Source organism: Hymenobacter bucti (assembly GCF_042681145.1).
GTDB classification, from domain to species: domain Bacteria; phylum Bacteroidota; class Bacteroidia; order Cytophagales; family Hymenobacteraceae; genus Hymenobacter; species Hymenobacter bucti.
The window spans coordinates 725979-742235 of the sequence record NZ_JBHUFD010000001.1; the positions used below are offsets into that span (position 1 = coordinate 725979).

General features: G+C 60.8%; 12 protein-coding genes. 7 read left to right on the forward strand and 5 right to left on the reverse strand.

The window, feature by feature from the left end:
* Window positions 1-71 precede the first annotated feature (71 nt).
* From ACFSDX_RS02945 to ACFSDX_RS02960, 4 genes are all read left to right on the forward strand, one after another.
* Entirely contained in the window at window positions 72-2024 is a 1953-nt protein-coding gene (locus ACFSDX_RS02945; protein WP_382311684.1) for a DUF3857 domain-containing protein, read from the forward strand.
* A gap of 115 nt (window positions 2025-2139) precedes the next feature.
* The gene (locus ACFSDX_RS02950) at window positions 2140-4146 is read left to right on the forward strand and encodes a DUF3857 domain-containing protein (protein WP_382311685.1); all 2007 of its coding nucleotides are present in this window, start codon (window positions 2140-2142) and stop codon (window positions 4144-4146) included.
* A 107-nt stretch (window positions 4147-4253) separates the two neighbouring features.
* Window positions 4254-4655, forward strand: coding sequence for a PPC domain-containing DNA-binding protein (locus ACFSDX_RS02955; RefSeq protein WP_382311686.1), 402 nt, complete (start codon window positions 4254-4256; stop codon window positions 4653-4655).
* Window positions 4656-4679: 24 nt separating this feature from the next.
* Window positions 4680-5174 (forward strand): DUF4442 domain-containing protein, encoded by a 495-nt coding sequence (locus ACFSDX_RS02960; RefSeq protein ID WP_382311687.1) that lies wholly within the window; start codon window positions 4680-4682, stop codon window positions 5172-5174.
* A 7-nt stretch (window positions 5175-5181) separates the two neighbouring features.
* On the opposite strand, the gene ACFSDX_RS02965 is transcribed toward ACFSDX_RS02960, so the two are convergent.
* Both ACFSDX_RS02965 and ACFSDX_RS02970 read right to left on the reverse strand, forming a co-directional pair.
* Window positions 5182-6759 carry a diadenylate cyclase gene (locus tag ACFSDX_RS02965; protein WP_382311688.1) on the reverse strand — a complete coding sequence of 526 codons (1578 nt, stop codon included), beginning with the start codon at window positions 6757-6759 and terminating at the stop codon, window positions 5182-5184.
* 94 nt (window positions 6760-6853) lie between these two features.
* Window positions 6854-7705, reverse strand: a complete 852-nt coding sequence (locus tag ACFSDX_RS02970; RefSeq protein WP_382311689.1) for an energy transducer TonB — start codon at window positions 7703-7705, stop codon at window positions 6854-6856.
* Between the two features lie 195 nt (window positions 7706-7900).
* Here ACFSDX_RS02970 and ACFSDX_RS02975 point away from each other — a divergent pair, with 195 nt between their 5' ends.
* Together ACFSDX_RS02975 and ACFSDX_RS02980 are read left to right on the forward strand one after the other, a co-directional pair.
* A complete protein-coding gene (locus tag ACFSDX_RS02975) occupies window positions 7901-8863 on the forward strand; it encodes a bestrophin family protein (protein WP_382311690.1) in 963 nt (320 codons plus the stop codon).
* Between the two features lie 322 nt (window positions 8864-9185).
* Window positions 9186-9935 (forward strand): MlaE family ABC transporter permease, encoded by a 750-nt coding sequence (locus ACFSDX_RS02980; RefSeq protein ID WP_382311691.1) that lies wholly within the window; start codon window positions 9186-9188, stop codon window positions 9933-9935.
* Window positions 9936-10062: 127 nt separating this feature from the next.
* On the opposite strand, the gene ACFSDX_RS02985 is transcribed toward ACFSDX_RS02980, so the two are convergent.
* The 3 genes from ACFSDX_RS02985 to ACFSDX_RS02995 are packed head-to-tail and all read right to left on the reverse strand — an operon-like array spanning window position 10063 to window position 13250.
* Window positions 10063-11391: an ammonium transporter gene (locus ACFSDX_RS02985; protein WP_382311692.1), complete on the reverse strand. Its 1329-nt coding sequence runs from the start codon at window positions 11389-11391 to the stop codon at window positions 10063-10065.
* A gap of 56 nt (window positions 11392-11447) precedes the next feature.
* Window positions 11448-12014: a DUF4468 domain-containing protein gene (locus ACFSDX_RS02990; protein ID WP_382311693.1), complete on the reverse strand. Its 567-nt coding sequence runs from the start codon at window positions 12012-12014 to the stop codon at window positions 11448-11450.
* 36 nt (window positions 12015-12050) lie between these two features.
* Entirely contained in the window at window positions 12051-13250 is a 1200-nt protein-coding gene (locus tag ACFSDX_RS02995) for an outer membrane beta-barrel protein (protein WP_382311694.1), read from the reverse strand.
* A 699-nt stretch (window positions 13251-13949) separates the two neighbouring features.
* Here ACFSDX_RS02995 and ACFSDX_RS03000 point away from each other — a divergent pair.
* Window positions 13950-16139: a glutamine synthetase III family protein gene (locus ACFSDX_RS03000; protein ID WP_382311695.1), complete on the forward strand. Its 2190-nt coding sequence runs from the start codon at window positions 13950-13952 to the stop codon at window positions 16137-16139.
* The last annotated feature ends 118 nt before the right edge of the window (window positions 16140-16257 follow it).

A 16257-nucleotide genomic window follows, 5' to 3' on the forward strand; every position in this document is an offset into this window, starting at 1 on the left:
AACTACGGGTGCCAAGAGCGGGCCGCGGGCTGTTTTTAGCGTATATTTTCGGGGCTAATCTGCTTATTGCTATGAAATTATTACCTATCCTTGTTTTACTATTAGTTAGTTTAGATTCGACTACTGCCTGGGGCCAAACGCTGCCGCCGCTGGCCGAGATGCAGCAGCAGTATCTGGGCCAACAGGCCGCTTACGTAAACCTGCGGGCCGACCTGACTATCGAGATTCGCCACGACTCGGTGCAGGTGTTGGCGCACCATTATCACGACATGGTGCACCTAGGCGACCACTCGGCGCCCTACGCCCTGGACCAGGTGTACAGCTCGCATTTCAACAAGCTGCTGAAGCTGGAAGCTCGCACGCTGGTGCCCGTGCCGGGCGCGGCCGATAAGTACAAGCCCCTGCGCGTGACAGCCTTCAAGGACAAGTTTGACATGCAGGAAGGCATATTCTTTGATGATACCCGCGCTACTTCGTTCAGCTTTCCGGCCGTGGCGCCGGGCGCCCGCACCGTTACCGACTACACCGTGCGCCACCCCGATGGGCGGTTTCTGATGCCCTTCTACTTCGGTTCCTACGTGCCCGTGCGGCACGCCGAAGTCACCATCACGGCCCCCAAGGGCGTGCAGCTCAACTACAAGCTGTTCAATGCCGAGCAGCTGCCCATCAAGTTCAGTAAGCAGGAGCAGGGCGGCAACGTGGTGTACCGCTGGTCGGCCGACAACCTGCCCGCCGCCCCGCGCGACGAAGACGCACCCAAGGCCGCCTACTACCTGCCCCACCTGGTGTACTATATCGAGCAGGCCACGGTGGCCGGGCGCCAGCAGCAGCTCCTAGGGGGCGTGCCGCAGCTTTATACGATGTACGCCGATTTTGTGCGGCGCATTCAGCCCCACGACAGCCCGGCCCTGAAGCACCGCGTCGATTCGCTGGTGGCCGGCGCCACTACGCCCGAGGAAAAAGCCCGCCGCATCTACTACTGGGTGCAGGACAATGTGCGCTACATCGCCTTCGAGCAGGGTATGCGCGGCTTCGTGCCCCACGCCGCCGGGCTGGTCTACGAGCGCCGCTACGGCGACTGCAAGGACATGGCCAACCTCACCACCGAAATGCTGCGCCTGGCCGGCCTCAAGTCGTACCTGACCTGGGTGGGCACCCGCGACCTGCCCTACAAGTACGGCGAGCTGGCCACGCCGGGCGTGGACAACCACATGATTTCGACCTGCGAGCTCAGCCCCGGCCAGTATACTTTCCTGGATGCCACTAGCAACCACACGCCCTTCGGCATGCCCTCGGCGTTTATTCAGGGTAAGGAAGGCCTGCTGGGCATCGATGGGCAGCAGAGCAAGGTGGTGCCCATTCCGGTGGTGGCGCCCGCCCGCAACGGCGCCACCGACCGCTCGGTGCTGACCCTGGACGGCACCAGCCTGCGCGGCACCGGCGAGCTCGCCTTCACGGGCTACGCCAAGGTGAACCAGAGCTACGCCCTAGGTGGCCTCGACCGCGTGCAGGAGCCCAAGTACGTGAAAGCCCTGTTGGAGCGTGGCAGCAATAAATTCTTCGTGGATAAGTACGCCGTGCAGAACCTCGACGCCCGCGACCAGCCCCTGCGCCTCACCTACGACTACCGCCTGCAAGACTACGTGCAGAAGCTCGACGACGAGCTCTACATCAACCTCAACCTGGAGCGCCCGCTGGCCCACGACCGACTCGACTCGCTGACGCGCCGCCTGCCCCGTGCCAACGAGTTTGCCCACACCGACCACACCCGCACCGAGCTGGTGGTGCCCGCCGGCTACGAGGTGAGCTACCTGCCGCCCGCCGCCCAGGCCGGCGACGCGGCCGGCCCGCTGGCCTTTCGCATCAGCTACGAGCGCCAGGGCGACCGCATCATCCAAAACCGCGAGCTGACCGTGAACTACCTGCTGCTGCCCACCAAGCAGTTTAAGCAGTGGAACGGCGTGGTGGACAAGCTAGGCGCGGCCTACCGCGAAGTGGTTATTCTGAAAAAGAGGAAGACCTAGGGAGTTATTTGGGAAGGCTGAAAAGTCATGCTTCGGCTTCGCTCAGCATAACGCTCGTTTTCAACTTGCTATACAGTTTCAAAATAAATTAAGCGCTATAACTAGTATCCGATTCGTGCATACTTCTACTTATTTCCGCAGCGCGTTGCTGCTCACCGCGCTGCTGCCGGCGCGCTTTGCCCTGGCTCAGAAGAAGGCCAGCCAGGCTATCCCAAGCCAGCTCAAATACGCGGCTTACCACTGGGACGAGAAGCGCCACCAGCGCCTGCCCGTGTCAGCCGATGAAGCCGCGCTGCCCGCCGTGGTACTGAAGGACTTCACGGCCACGGAGTACTACTTCGACCCGGCTGGTAAGGGCCTGCGCGAGTTCACGACCGAGCACCGCATCGTGCGCGTGAACACGGCCGACGGCATCGAGCAGCACAACAAGCTGGCCGTGCCGGTGCTGCCGGGTGGCGCCACGGTGGCGGTGCGGGCCCGCACCATCAGCCCCAAGGGCGTGGTGGTGGAGGTGCAGCCCGAGAGTATGAAGGAGCTCAAAAACGAGTCGGGCGCGGGCGACTATCGCATTTTCGCGCTCGAGGGCGTTGAGACTGGCAGCGAGGTCGAGTACTACTACACTCGCGAGCGGGGCATGAGCCACTTTGGCCGCGAAATATTGCAGGGCGGCACGCCCGAGCACGACGTGGCCTTCGAGCTGATTGCGCCCGTGGGGCTCACCTTCGAAGCCAAGGTATACAACTCGACGGCCAAGGTGCAAACCGACACTCTGACCGCCGGCAAGCGCATCCTGCGGGTGCAGGTGCCCGCGCTGGAGGCCCTGCACAACGAGGCCTTTGCCGACCCCAAAGCTCACCGGGCCCGGGTGGAGTACAAGCTGGCCTACGTAGCCAACAAGGGCGCTGCCCGCCAGTTTACTTGGGCCGATGCCAGCCAGACCATGCACCAAGTGGTGTACACGCTGACCAAGGAGGAGGCCAAGGCGGTGAGCACCGTGCTGAAAGCCGCCAACGTGCCCAGCGGCGCTAGCCTGCCCGAGCGCATTGCGGCGGTGGAAAGCTACGTGAAGCTCAACTTCAACCTGGACCCCGGCGCTGAACCTGGCCTCACCCGCGTGGTGGCCACACACAACGCGCCCGAGCTCGGGTTTGTGCGGCTGCTGGGGGCGCTCTACAAAGCCCTGGGGGTGGAGCACGAACTGGTGGTGAACACCGACCGCAGCGAGATACCCTTCGATGGCAGCTTCGATACCTGGGGCTACCTCGATAATTTCTTCTTCTACTTCCCGGCCACCAAGCAGTACCTGGCCCCGAGCCGGCCCGACTTCCGCCTAGGTATGGTGCCCCCCGGCTGGACAGGCACGCCCGCGCTGTTCATCAAAAGCGTGACCCTAGGTAGCATGGAATCGGCGGTGGGCACGGTGCGCGAGGTGGCGGCCCTGCCCGCCAGCGCCAGCCCGCACAACATGGCCGTGCAGGTAAGCTTCGCGCCGACCCTGGACAAAGCCACCGTGCACCTGCACCAAGAGTTTGGGGGCTACCACGGCGCCCAGTTGCAAGCCCTGTATCCGCTGGTGCCCACCGACAAGCAGGCCGAAGTGCTGTTGGAATTGCAAAAGCCCATCGTGCCCGACGCTACCTTCCTCAAAACCACGGCCCGCAACGGCGAGCGCGGGCTCAACATCCTGGCCAAGCCGTTTACGGTAGACTCGGACCTCGAAAGCGCGGGCTTGCTCGACAAGGCCGGGCCCCGCTATTTATTTAAAATTGGCACCCTCATCGGCCCGCAGAGCGAGCTGTACCAGCAGGAGGCGCGGCAGTTCGACGTGGAGAACGACTTCAACCGCGAGTACAGCCGCCAGCTGGTGGTGGAGCTGCCCGCCGGCTACTCAGTGCGCAACTTGCAAGACCTGAACATAGATGTGAAAGCCGGCGCCGACCCGGCGGCGCCCATTTATTTCTTTCGCTCGGTCTACTCGCAGCAAGGCCAGCAGCTGACGGTGACTTCGACCGAGGCCTACCACCAGATTTATTGGCCCAAGAAGGACTTTGAGGCTTATCGCTCGGTCATCAACGCCTCGGCTAACTTCAACAAAATAGTATTGGTACTAGAGAAGAAATGAGAAATAAGGATGCCGGCCGATGGGCGTTAGTTTTGCTCCTAGGGCTGCTGAATAGTCCGCTCACGATGGCTCAATCTGCAAAACCTGCCCCGACTCCTACGTCGCCTATGCGGGCCCACGCCCTGCGGCTGCGGCCCGGCGACGACCTGCGCGATGCCCTACTGGCCTACGTGGCGCAGCAGCACCTAGGGGCCGGGGCAGTGCTCACGTGCGTGGGCAGCCTTACGGTAGCCACGCTGCGGCTCGCCAACCAAGAGGGGCCCACGGAGTACCGCGGGCACTTCGAAATTGTCTCGCTTGTGGGCACGCTCTCGGCTACGGGCGGCTCGCACCTGCACCTATCGGTAGCCGACAGCATCGGGCGCACCCTAGGCGGGCATTTGTTGGCCGGCTGCCGGGTGTATACCACCGCTGAAATTGTGCTGGTGGCCTTGCCCGAGTTGGAGTTTACCCGCGAAACGGACCCGGTTTTTGGGTACAGGGAGCTCGTAGTGAAGCCTAAGAAATAAAATTCTGCGAGAAACCTCCTGCCTATGCCGCTCCTCGACACGCCCGCTATGCAGGCTTTCCGCCGCCAGGTCCTCAACCCGCACAAGTTGCGGCTGTTTATGCTGCGTAAGCTGCCGCTGGCTTGGCTGGCCGGGCTGCGGCTGGTGGCGCTCACGCCCGAGGCCGCCACGGTCACTATTCGCTACAAGTATCTTACTCAGAATCCGTTTCGTAGCATCTACTTCGCGGCGCTGGCCATGGCGGCCGAGCTGGCCTCGGGGCTACAGGCTATGCTGCACACGCAGGGCGGCGGGCCGGTGTCGATGCTGGTAGTGGGCCTGCAAGCCGAGTTTACGAAGAAAGCCGTGGGCCTCATTGCTTTCACCTGCCCCGATGGCGCCGCCATTGCGCAGGCCATCGCCGAAAGCCGCGCCACGGGCGAAGGGCGCACCGTAGTGTGCGCCAGCACGGGCCGCGACGAGGCCGGCGACGTGGTGGCCGTGTTCCGGGTTACGTGGTCGTTCAAAGCAAAGCCCTAGGTTGCTGCTACACCCGGCTTTCGGCCAGGCTGGCTTTGGTCATCACGTCCACCATGCCGTCTTCGCTCACTACTACGACTAGGGTGGGGTAGGGCGAACTTTCGACGTAGCGGATGGCCGAGTTGTAGCGGGCGCCGCGGGTGCTGTTGCCCCGGCCGCTGGCAGTGCCGTCCAGGATGACGCCGATGGAATAGCAGTAGCCCTGCGGGTCGAGCATCACGGCGCCGTCGATGGCCGTGACGAGCTGGGTGATGATGGGTGTGAGCACCACTGGCTCGATGAGCGTGCACTGGAGCTTGAGGCGGTCGGCCTCGGCCAGCGCCTCGGTGCTCACGACCAGCAGCGTGCCCTTGGGCTGGCGGCTGGCTTCCAGCACCACTTGCCACATCCGCTCTAGCTCCTCGGCCTTGGGCACGCCGAAGGTGCGCTTGTACTCGCGCTTGAAGGCCAGGCGGTTGAGGCGGGGGCGGGCCAGGCCGGGCAGGCCATAGCGGCAGCGCACCAGCGTGTGGCCCGCGTGGCTGAACTCCCAGGTGTAGTACGTCACGAAGTGGAAGGCAAACAGGTCTTCGCGGGCGGCGTCGTAGTGGCCTACCTCGCGGCCCAGGGCGTACACTTTGTCGGCATCGGCCAGCAGGTGAATGCCGGGCGTGGTCATTTCCAGGAGCTTGCGTACGGCCCGGTAGTCGGTGAGGTCTACCGGGCAGGTTAGGGCAAAGACTTCTTCGAGGTTAGGGTGGCCGCGGCGGGCCAGCAGCAGGCAGCCCACGCCCTCGGCGCCCTCGTAGCGGAGGCTGGAAATGGTATTGATAATGTAAAACAGCCGCTCGGCGCCCGGCCCGGTGCTGCTGCCCCAGTCAAGGCGCTCGCCGCTGCTCCAGTCGGCCGAGCCCACGGCCAGGGCGGGCGCATCGAGCAGGCTGCGGCCGGCGGCGCGCAGCAGCTCCTCGGTGTCGCGGGGGCGGTAGAGCAGGCCGGCGCCGGGCTCGGGCTCGGTCAGGGCCTTCACCGTTTCCTCGTTGAAGCGCGACATGGCCGCCACCAGCAGCGAGTTGGGCAGCGGGCGGCCATCGGTGTAGGCGCGGTCGGGGCGCAGGGCTGGATAGGCTTGCAGCGGCCTGCGCTGCACGCGCAGGATGGTGCAGACGTAGTAGTTGTTAAGGACTATCGGCCAGGTCGAAAAGTACTCGTAGTCGGTGCCCGCGGCCAGCTCATTAAGCACCGGCTGCAAAGCCATTCGCACGCCCTTGCGCTCGAGGCGGTCGCGCAAGTCGGCCGGGTCGAGCGCGTTGTCGATGGGCGTGGTGGCCACCGGTACCTGGCCCATCAGCGCCAGGCTGCGGCCGCGCTCCGCCACGTCGGCCAGCAGCTCGGTGGGCAGTTCTGTGCCATCGGGGCCGGCCTCCTGCACGATGGGTTGGCTGGTATCTAGGGGTAGGCCCAGCAGCAGTACCTGCGGCTCCAGCTCATCGTCTAGGGCATCGAACAGCGCCTGGGCAATGGCCTGCGCGGCATTGCGGTAGCGCCGCTCGTGCGACCAAATGCGAAAAGTGACGGGAACAGTGGCAACTTCGAGGTAGGACATGGGGCAGGAAAGAGGGCCGTAGGCAGATAGACGCGCAGGCCCGCCCGATACTTCACGCACCAGCTTAGCGCAAGTGCGGCTGCCCCGGCGAGGCCTACAATTGGAATAGAACCGGCAACGCCATCTTTTGCTTTATTGGCTTGCCCTGGTAGAGGGCCGGCTCCCACTTGGGCGCGGCTTTGATGAGGCGCACGGCCTCCTCATCGAGCCCCGAGCCGTGCTTCTGCACCACGCGTACGTCGGTGAGTGAGCCGTCGGGCTGCACCGTAAACTCGACCGGCACCTTGCCTTGGATGTGGCGCTTGCGGGCTAGGTCGGGGTACTTTTGGTTGGCCGCAATCCAAGTGAAAAAGGCCGCGTTGCCGCCTACCGGCTGAGCCGACTTTTCGGGCCGGATGATGGCGGCGCCATTGGGCGCGGTGCCCACCACCGAAGTCGTGCCCGGCGTGGCCGCCACGGCGCCGGGCGGCAATGGCTGGCCGGGCTTGGGGGCGCCGGCGGCTGGTACTTCTATCACTTCGCCCGAGCCTTCGGCCAGCACAAAGCTCACGGGCACGGTCACGCGCTGGCGCACGGCTTTGCCTTTCTGGTGGGCGGGCGTCCACCTAGGGGCGCTTTTGATGACCCGGATGGCCTCGGCATCGAGTAGGGGCGCGATAGGCTGCTTCACTTCTACTTCGCCAATGCTGCCGCTTTTTTCAACCACGAACGTCACCATCACCGTGCCTTCCTGCTTGGCTTGCATGGCGGCGGTGGGGTACTTCTGGTGGCTGGCCAGGTAGTCGGCGTAGCCCTGGGGGCCACCTTTGGGCACGGCCGGCTGCTCCACCGCGTCGTAGACGCGGCTGTTGTCGTCGGTGGGGTACTTGAGCTTGGCTGGCTTTTGGGCCAAAACCGGGGTGGCGGCGGCCAGCATAAGGATAGAAAATAGCGTAGGTAACTTCATGAAGGAAAAATGAAATACGGTTGATAATGGTTATGTGGGCCTTAGCACCGTAAAGAACGAGCGGCCAAAGTAAAACTGCACTGTCAGACCCCCCAATGGCCTTTATTTTGCGTAGCCGGCGGCCCCTAGGGTGTTAGTCCCTACTCAGTTGGCCAGTCATTAATCGGGCCGAATAATATTAGAATACCCTATCCTATGCACATCGAACGAAACCTGCGGCCTAGCTTCATCTGGCAGAAATATGGCTGGCGCCCGCTGCTAATCTTTATGACGTACGATGCCATCATTGGCTTCATGTACGGGCCGCTCGATTTTCACTGGCTCGACATTCCGTGGCAGCCGGTGGCTACCCTAGGTACGGCCGTGGCCTTCTACATCGGCTTCAAGAGCAACGCCTCGTACTCGCGCTTCTGGGAAGCCCGCCAGCTGTGGGGCTCGGTCGTCAACTCCTCGCGCACCTGGACTGGGCGAGTACTTGATTTTGTGCGTACCCCCGACGACAATTTTGCCTACGACAGTGCCGAGCAGGAGGCCCATCGCCGGCTGGTGTACCGCCACATTGCCTGGGCCAATGCCCTGCGCCTGCACCTGCGCCGCCAAACGGCCGAGCTGTGGGAGGCCGAGGTCGTGCCCTTTCTGCTGGACCCCGCCGACCACGCCCTCGGCAAAACCAACAACCCGCCCGCCCAGCTGGTCATTCGCCAGGGCCACGACCTGCGCCAGCTCAGCTTTGATGGCATGATTAGCGAGTTTCGGGAGGTGTCGATGGCCGAGACCCTGCGCGAGCTCAACAACCACCAGGGTGCTTGCGAGCGCATCAAGAACACCCCGTTTCCGCGGCAGTACGCGTTCTTCAGCTACGTCTTCGTCATGGTGTTTGCCATCCTGCTGCCCCTAGGTCTGGTTGAAGAGTTCGACAGCCGCGTGGCCCTCGGGCCCTACCACGTCTGGCTGATGGTGCCTTTCGCCACGCTGGTGAGCTGGGTATTTCATACTATCGAGAAGGTGGGGCACAACAGCGAAAATCCCTTCGAAAACCAGGAAAACGACGTGTCGATGTCGTCCATCTGCCGTAGTATCGAGATTGACCTGCGCCAGATGCTGGCCGAAACCAACCTGCCCACGCCCATGCAGCCCATCAACGATGTGCTGTATTAGTTGTAAGAGAATAGTGGTTAGCTATTAGTGAGTAGGCTTGCTCCCAAATTAAAAGTCTTGTGAAAACGGGTCATGCTGAACGCAGTGAAGCATGACCCGTTTTTGTGTTTTTCTTAATTCAGAAATAAGTCTAGTAGTTATAAATACTAACAACTACTCACTAACCACTACTTAAAGTATTCTCCTGGCTCCTGCGTCTGGGTACTGACGGCCTGCTGGGTACGGCGCCCCTAGGAGAGAGCTGCTGCAACCTTCTAACCTGGGCCGGTGCTCCCACGGGGGCGGGGCGTACCTTTGCAGTGTAGTCTATATAGTTAGTGAGATGTATCGTTATCCCCGGCCGGTTTCGGCTTTTGGTCGCTTCGTGCTGTTGATGAGTGAAATGGTGGTGCGGCCCGAGCGGTTCGCCATTATCTGGCGGCGCACCATGGAAGAGGCCGTGCTCATCGGCACCGACTCGGTTTTCATCGTGGGGCTGGTGTCGACTTTTATCGGCGCCGTAACGTGCGTTCAGATTGCGTATAACCTGGTCAATCCGCTCATTCCGCAGTCGATGGTGGGCTACATGGTGCGCGAAATGACGATTCTCGAGCTGGCGCCCACCATTATTTCAATCGTGCTGGCGGGCAAGGTTGGCTCGTCTATCGCGGGGGTGCTGGGCACCATGCGCATCACCGAGCAGATTTCGGCCCTCGATGCCATGGGTATCAATTCGGCTTCTTACCTGGTGCTGCCGCGCATTCTGGCGGCCATGTTCGTGTTTCCGCTGCTCGTGATTCTGGCCATGAACCTGAGCATCCTAGGAGGCTTCGTGGCCACGCAAGTGTCGGGCATCATGTCGGCCGCCGATTACATCGAGGGCATCCGCTTCGATTTTAAGCCCTACACCGTACTGTTCGCGCTGATAAAAGCGGTCGTCTTTGCCTTTCTGGTAACGGCCACTTCGGCTTACAAAGGCTACTCGGTACACGGCGGCGCCCTGGAAGTAGGAGCCGCGGGCACGGCCGCCGTTACCAATTCCATCATTGCCATCCTGCTGGCTGACTACGCCCTCGCGGCCGTGCTGCTGTAACAAAAAAAACGACCACCTAGGGCCACAGGCTATCTAAACCGGTCTAACAGGTGTACTGATAATGCAAAAAGGCCGGCGCAACTGCGCCGGCCTTTTTGTTGAGCATAAGTGTTACCAGCGTAGGTGGCTAAGCACTGACAAGTACCGTTTCCTCGTGCTGGCTCACGTCGAGGCCCAGCAGCTCTTCCTCGGCCGATACGCGGAGCGGAATGATGAGGTCAGTCAGCTTGAGCAGGGCAAACGAGCCGCAGAATGCGAACGCCGATACCAGCACCAGCGCCATGAGGTGCACCAGGAACAGGTGCGTGCCACCATAGGCCAGGCCATCCACGGCGGCCGAGTTCACGGCCTTGCTGGCGAAAATCCCCGTCATAATCATGCCGACCATGCCGCCGATGCCGTGGCAGGGAAACACGTCGAGCGTGTCGTCGATGCGCGACTTTGAGCGCAGGTGGGCGAAGAAATTGCTGGTAGCGCCGGCCACAATGCCGATAAAGATGCTCACGGGCACCGTAACGAAGCCCGAGGCCGGCGTAATGGCCACCAGCCCTACCACCGCCCCAATGCAGAAGCCCAGCGCCGACAGCTTGCGGCCCCGCGCCACATCAAACAGAATCCAGGAAATGCCAGCGGCGGCGGCGGCCACGTTGGTGGTCGCAAACGCGCTCACGGCCAGCGGGCTGGCCGCTACGGCCGAGCCGGCATTAAACCCAAACCAGCCAAACCACAGCAAACCAGTACCTAGGAGCACAAACGGAATGTTGGCCGGGGGCAGCACCTCCGCGGTGCCGTAAGTCTTGCGCGGCTTCAGATATAGCGCCGAGGCCAGGGCGGCCCAGCCCGCCGACATATGCACCACCGTGCCGCCCGCAAAGTCGAGCACGCCCAGCTTGAACAGGAAGCCGTCGGGGTGCCAGGTCCAGTGGGCCAGGGGCGTGTACACTACCAAGCTAAAGAGCACGATAAAAAGCACGTACGACTTGAAGTTGATGCGCTCAGCAAACGAGCCCGTGATGAGGGCTGGCGTGATGATGGCAAACTTCATTTGGAAGAAAGCGAACAGCGCCAGCGGAATCGTCGCCGCCAGCGACCAGGGCTTGCCGTCGAGCACGCCCTTGAAGAGGAAGAACGTGCGCGGGTCGCCGATGAAGCCCCCAATGGAGTCGCCAAACGCCAGGCTGAAGCCCACCACGACCCACAGCAAGCTCACGATGCCCATGGCCACGAAGCTTTGCAACATGGTCGAAATCACGTTCTTGGAGTTTACCATGCCGCCGTAGAAGAAAGCCAGGCCGGGCGTCATAAACAGCACGAGGGCCGTGGCGCAAAGCATCCAGGCCGTATCGCCCGCGTTGATGCCTTCCGTCACGATTCTGGTCGGAATGGCGGGCATGAAGACGGCCAGGAACCCCAGCGCCAGCAACAGTAAGAGGGGAATAACGTTAGGTTTCTGCATGAGTAGTAGGGAGTAAGGGGTTGGTTATAAGAAAACTATAAAAAGTGAAGCGCAGCCTACCAATTGGCCGAGCGGGTAGGCGGGGTTTGGGCCGTGGGCTTGGGCGCCGCCAGCATGGCCGTTTTCAGCTCGGCCTGGAGGTTAGTGATGCCCAGCAGCGTAGCGTGCCGGTGGTTTTGCCAGAGATTCTGCCAGCCCGCGGCCAGGGGTTCTTCCAGGGGCTTGGCCTTGCCGGTGGGCACCAGGCGGTAGGCGCGGTCCTCGTGGTAGTAGTCAAACACGAAGTCGCTGAATTGCAGCCGGTAGCGGCTATCCTTCACTTCCAGCGTGAGCTGGTAGCGCACTTTGCCGTGCAGCTTTTTGGTGAGGTAGCCACGGTCGTACATGGCGAGGGCCTGCGTGGCTACCAGCCGGCCCGCCACCGAGTCGGCCGTACTTAGCGTGTAGCCATAGCGGTGCAGCCAGCGCTTGGCGTGCGCGTAGAGCGTGCCGGCCCGCAGTGAGTCGGCCGGCACTACTTCGTAGAAGCTTACTTTGCCTTGGTTATCAAGCGGTAGCGCCTGGCCACGGCCCGGGGGCGTGGCTAGCAGCAGTAGGCAAAAAAAGGCGAGTAGCAGGCGCATCAAAGTCTGAGAAAAGGGCAAGACGAAGCCAGTAAGCTAGTATTTGTAGATGAAGGCCACCCCTAGGGTAGACTGCCGGTCGGTGCCGGTGCCGAGCGAGTTTTCGTAGTAGGCGCTGGGCGCTACATCGAGCCGAAACTCCGGTTTTACCTGGAGCTTGCCGGCCGCCAGCGTGATGGGCGCCGTAACAGTCAGGGAGTTATTAGATGTGTGCAGGTAGCGCACGCCGTGCTTGTCATTGAAGTACTCGTAGCGCACCCCTAGGCCAAACACATCGGTGAAGGCGTAGTTGGTATAGAGCGCCGCGCCGCCCCAGTCGGGCGAGGTGCTGCCAAACAGCGTCGAAATAGCCTGTTCCGCGCCCGCATCTTTGAAGTTGTACCAACCATAGGCGGCATTGAGGCCCACAAAAAACTTGGGCGTCACCTGGTAGGTGGTCGTCAGGTCGAATAAGTTGCGTTGGTAGTTGTTGCACGCGGCCGGCAGCGTGCCGGCATCCACCAGCGTCGAGAGGTAAGCGTCGTCGCCGTAGCCGCCTATCCAGTTGACGTACACTGCCCAAGTACTCAGAGGCTTAAAGGCGAACTGGCCGATGAGCGACTTCTGCTTGTTGTTGTCCGTCAGGTTGTCCCAGTTGTTGACCACGCCCAGCATCAGCGTAGTCTTGTCGTTGAAGGCGTAGGTAGCTTTGAGGCCGATGTGGTAAAACGGCCCGTTGTTGAACAGATTCGACAGCGAGTAATTGTAGTTGAGCGGCGCATCAATGACCTCGTAGCCGATGTGCGTGCCAAACTGCCCGACCGTTACACTGAGCTTAGGCACAATGCGATACGTAAAGTAGGCCTGTTTGATGGCGGCCGAAGTGCCGTAGAGCGCGGCCACGTAGGGCGAGGCCGGCCGGTAGAGGTTGAGCGCTCCGCTGGTGTTGCCAAAGTTGCCTAGGTCGGCATTGGGCCCGAAAGTGAGGTCAATAACCAGGTCGGATTTCCGGTTGGAGTAAGCCAGCTTGGCCTGCACCAGCCCCAGGGAAAATTGGTCGGGCAGGCGGTCGAAGGCCCGCCCGGCTAGCTGGTCCGTGCCCAGCAAATTGCCCGATTTAGGCCGGTTGAAGGCCGTGAGGTAGTACGAATCGATGTAGCCCGAAACGGTGAGCTTACCAGTATCGGTAGAGTCGGTTTGCGCGTGGGCTGCTAAGCTCACAGCGGTCAGCGCAAGCGTAGGTAAGAGTTTATTCATGGATATTCCGATTGGTGAATAGTAGATGGCAAGCAAAGCTGCACGGGTGAAAAACCAGCCCGGAGCTATAAAGACCGGTATCCCTTCTGGGAAGGTGGTATTACCTAAAAACTAGATTTAACTATCGGAAAGGCCTGGAATAACTGGGTGGTTTTTCTAATAAAACATATGATTAATCAAAATGCACCCTAAAATATAAAGGGGGTATAATCATAATTTTGAACCAAGCCAAAAGTAATAGCAGCCAGCATATTTGCAAACAGCTTTCTTTTTTTTGATTTATTTAAAGCTTGTTTTTGCAATATCTTATACCTCCACAGTCTGGTTGAGGCACCTAGGTAGTCGGCTGCATCGGGAAGGCGTGCGCGGGTTTTGTATAAGTCGGCTCGGTCGGCGCTGCGCGCGTGACTGCCCCGTCGGAGCCGTTCAGTTTATGCCTGTAGGCTGCTTAAAGGCACAGAAACAGCACTTTTAAGCTAAAATATATTTCTGGCCAAGCGCTTCAGTTTTATGGGTGCAGTAGCCTGGCTGCTCGGTGTTTTTAGTCAGTAGGGTTTCCGCGCTCAGGGGGTTGGCAAAGAGTGACTACTTTTTTTTGGATACTGCCTATATTTTTTATGGGTATTTTGAAAATGTATTTTTGCTTCTACATTTACCCAGCCTAAAAAACTAGTATAGCTTCACTTTTTTACTGTCGTCATGGCAATACTTCGCTTTAACGCGCTTGAACTTGTAGACCACCGCCAGCCGCTGCCCGCGGAGCCTGCCAAACACCACCGGTCCGAATCGTTTGGGCAGAACGTGTTTAACCTGGGGGCCATGCGGGCCAACATGTCCGGCGACTACTTCAAGAAGCTGCAAGCTGCTATTAAGCAAGGCGTAGCCGTCGAGCACTCCGTGGCCGATGCCGTAGCCTCAGCCATGCGCACCTGGGCTATGGCCAAGGGCGCTACCCACTACACGCACTGGTTTCAGCCCCTGACCGGCGCCACGGCCGAAAAGCACGACTCGTTTTTCGACCTTAGCTCCGACGGCCGGCCGCTTGAGAACTTCAAAGGCTCGGCGCTGGTGCAGCAGGAGCCCGATGCCTCGTCGTTCCCCAACGGTGGTATCCGCAACACCTTCGAGGCCCGCGGCTACACCGCCTGGGACCCTACCTCGCCCGCCTTCATTATGGAAACGGCCGGCGCTAAAACGCTGTGTATCCCCACGATTTTCGTGGCCTACACCGGCGAAGCGCTCGACTACAAAGCCCCGTTGCTCAAGTCGTTGGCCGTGCTCGAAAAAGCCGCCGTGGAGGTGTGCCAGTACTTCGACAAGGACGTGCAGCGCGTCAACACGACCCTCGGTATCGAGCAGGAGTACTTCCTGGTTGACAAGGCGCTCTTTGATGCTCGCCCCGACCTCGTGATGACGGGCCGCACGCTTTTCGGCCACGCCTCGGCCAAGGGCCAGCAGCTGGAGGACCATTACTTCGGCTCGATTCCGCCTCGCGTGCACGCCTTCATGGTGGAGTTTGAGGAGGAAGCTAACTCCCTAGGTATCCCGCTGCGCACCCGCCACAACGAGGTGGCGCCCAACCAGTTTGAGTGCGCCCCAACTTTTGAAGACGCCAACCTGGCCGTGGACCACAACCAGCTCCTGATGGACCTGATGGACCGCGTGGGCCTCAAGCACAACTTCAAGGTGCTGCTGCATGAGAAGCCCTTCGCGGGCGTCAACGGCTCGGGCAAGCACAACAACTGGGCGATGAGCACCGATACCGGCGTGAACCTGTTTGCGCCCGGCAAGCGGCCTAAGGAAAATCTACAGTTCCTGACTTTCTTCATCACGACGGTGAAAGCCGTGCACCGCTACGGCGACCTGCTGCGTGCCAGCATCGCCTCGGCCAGCAACGACCACCGCCTAGGTGCTAACGAAGCGCCGCCGGCCATCATGTCGGTGTTCCTGGGCTCGATGCTCGACGGCGTGCTCGACGAGTTGGAGCGCACCGCGCAGCTGCCGCTCGACAAGGGCGACAACATTTATATGAAGCTGGGCATTGATAAGATTCCGGCCATTCTGCTCGACAATACCGACCGCAACCGCACTTCGCCGTTCGCCTTTACCGGCAACAAGTTTGAGCTGCGCGCCGTGGGTTCCAGCGCCAACTGCTCGTCGGCCATGACCACGCTCAACGCCATCGTGGCCGACCAGCTCATCGACTTTAAGGAGCAGGTTGATAGCCTGATAGACAAGGGGAAGAAGAAGGAAGTAGCCATCGTGGACGTGCTACGCGAGTACGTTATCTCATCCAAAAACATCCGCTTCGAGGGCAACGGCTACTCGGACGAGTGGAAGGATGAAGCCGCCCGCCGCGGTCTGGCCAACGTGCCCACCACGCCCCAGGCCCTCGACGCCCTAGTGCGCGAGGATGCCGCTGAACTCTTCAGCCGCCACGGCATCTTGTCGGAGACCGAGCTGCACGCCCGCCACGAGATTTTGCTGGACGAGTACATCAAGAAAATTCAGATTGAGAGCCGCGTGTTGGGCGACCTGGCCGTCAATCAGGTTATTCCGACGGCCTTGTCCTATCAAACCAAGCTGATTGAAAACGTGCGCGGCCTGCGCGACCTAGGTCTCGACGACGAGAACAGCCAGGTGACGGTAGGCATGATTAAGGAGATTTCGGGCCACGTTTCGACCATCAAGAGCACCGTGGACGCCATGATTGAGTCGCGCAAAGCCGCTAACAAGCTCGAAGATGCCCGCGAGCGCGCCGTGGCTTACTGCGACGACATCAAGGAGAAGTTCACGGCCATCCGCCGCGCCAGCGATAAGCTCGAGCTGCTGGTATCGGACGAAGACTGGCCCCTGGTGAAGTACCGCGAGCTGCTATTCCGGCACTAGCCCCGGCGAGTGCCCGCAGCTACTACCTAGGGTGGTAAGCGACAAACAAATGGCCAGGCGTGAGTAATATCACGCCTGGCCATTTGTTTGGCGCCTCAACTCAACCGGGCGCAGACCG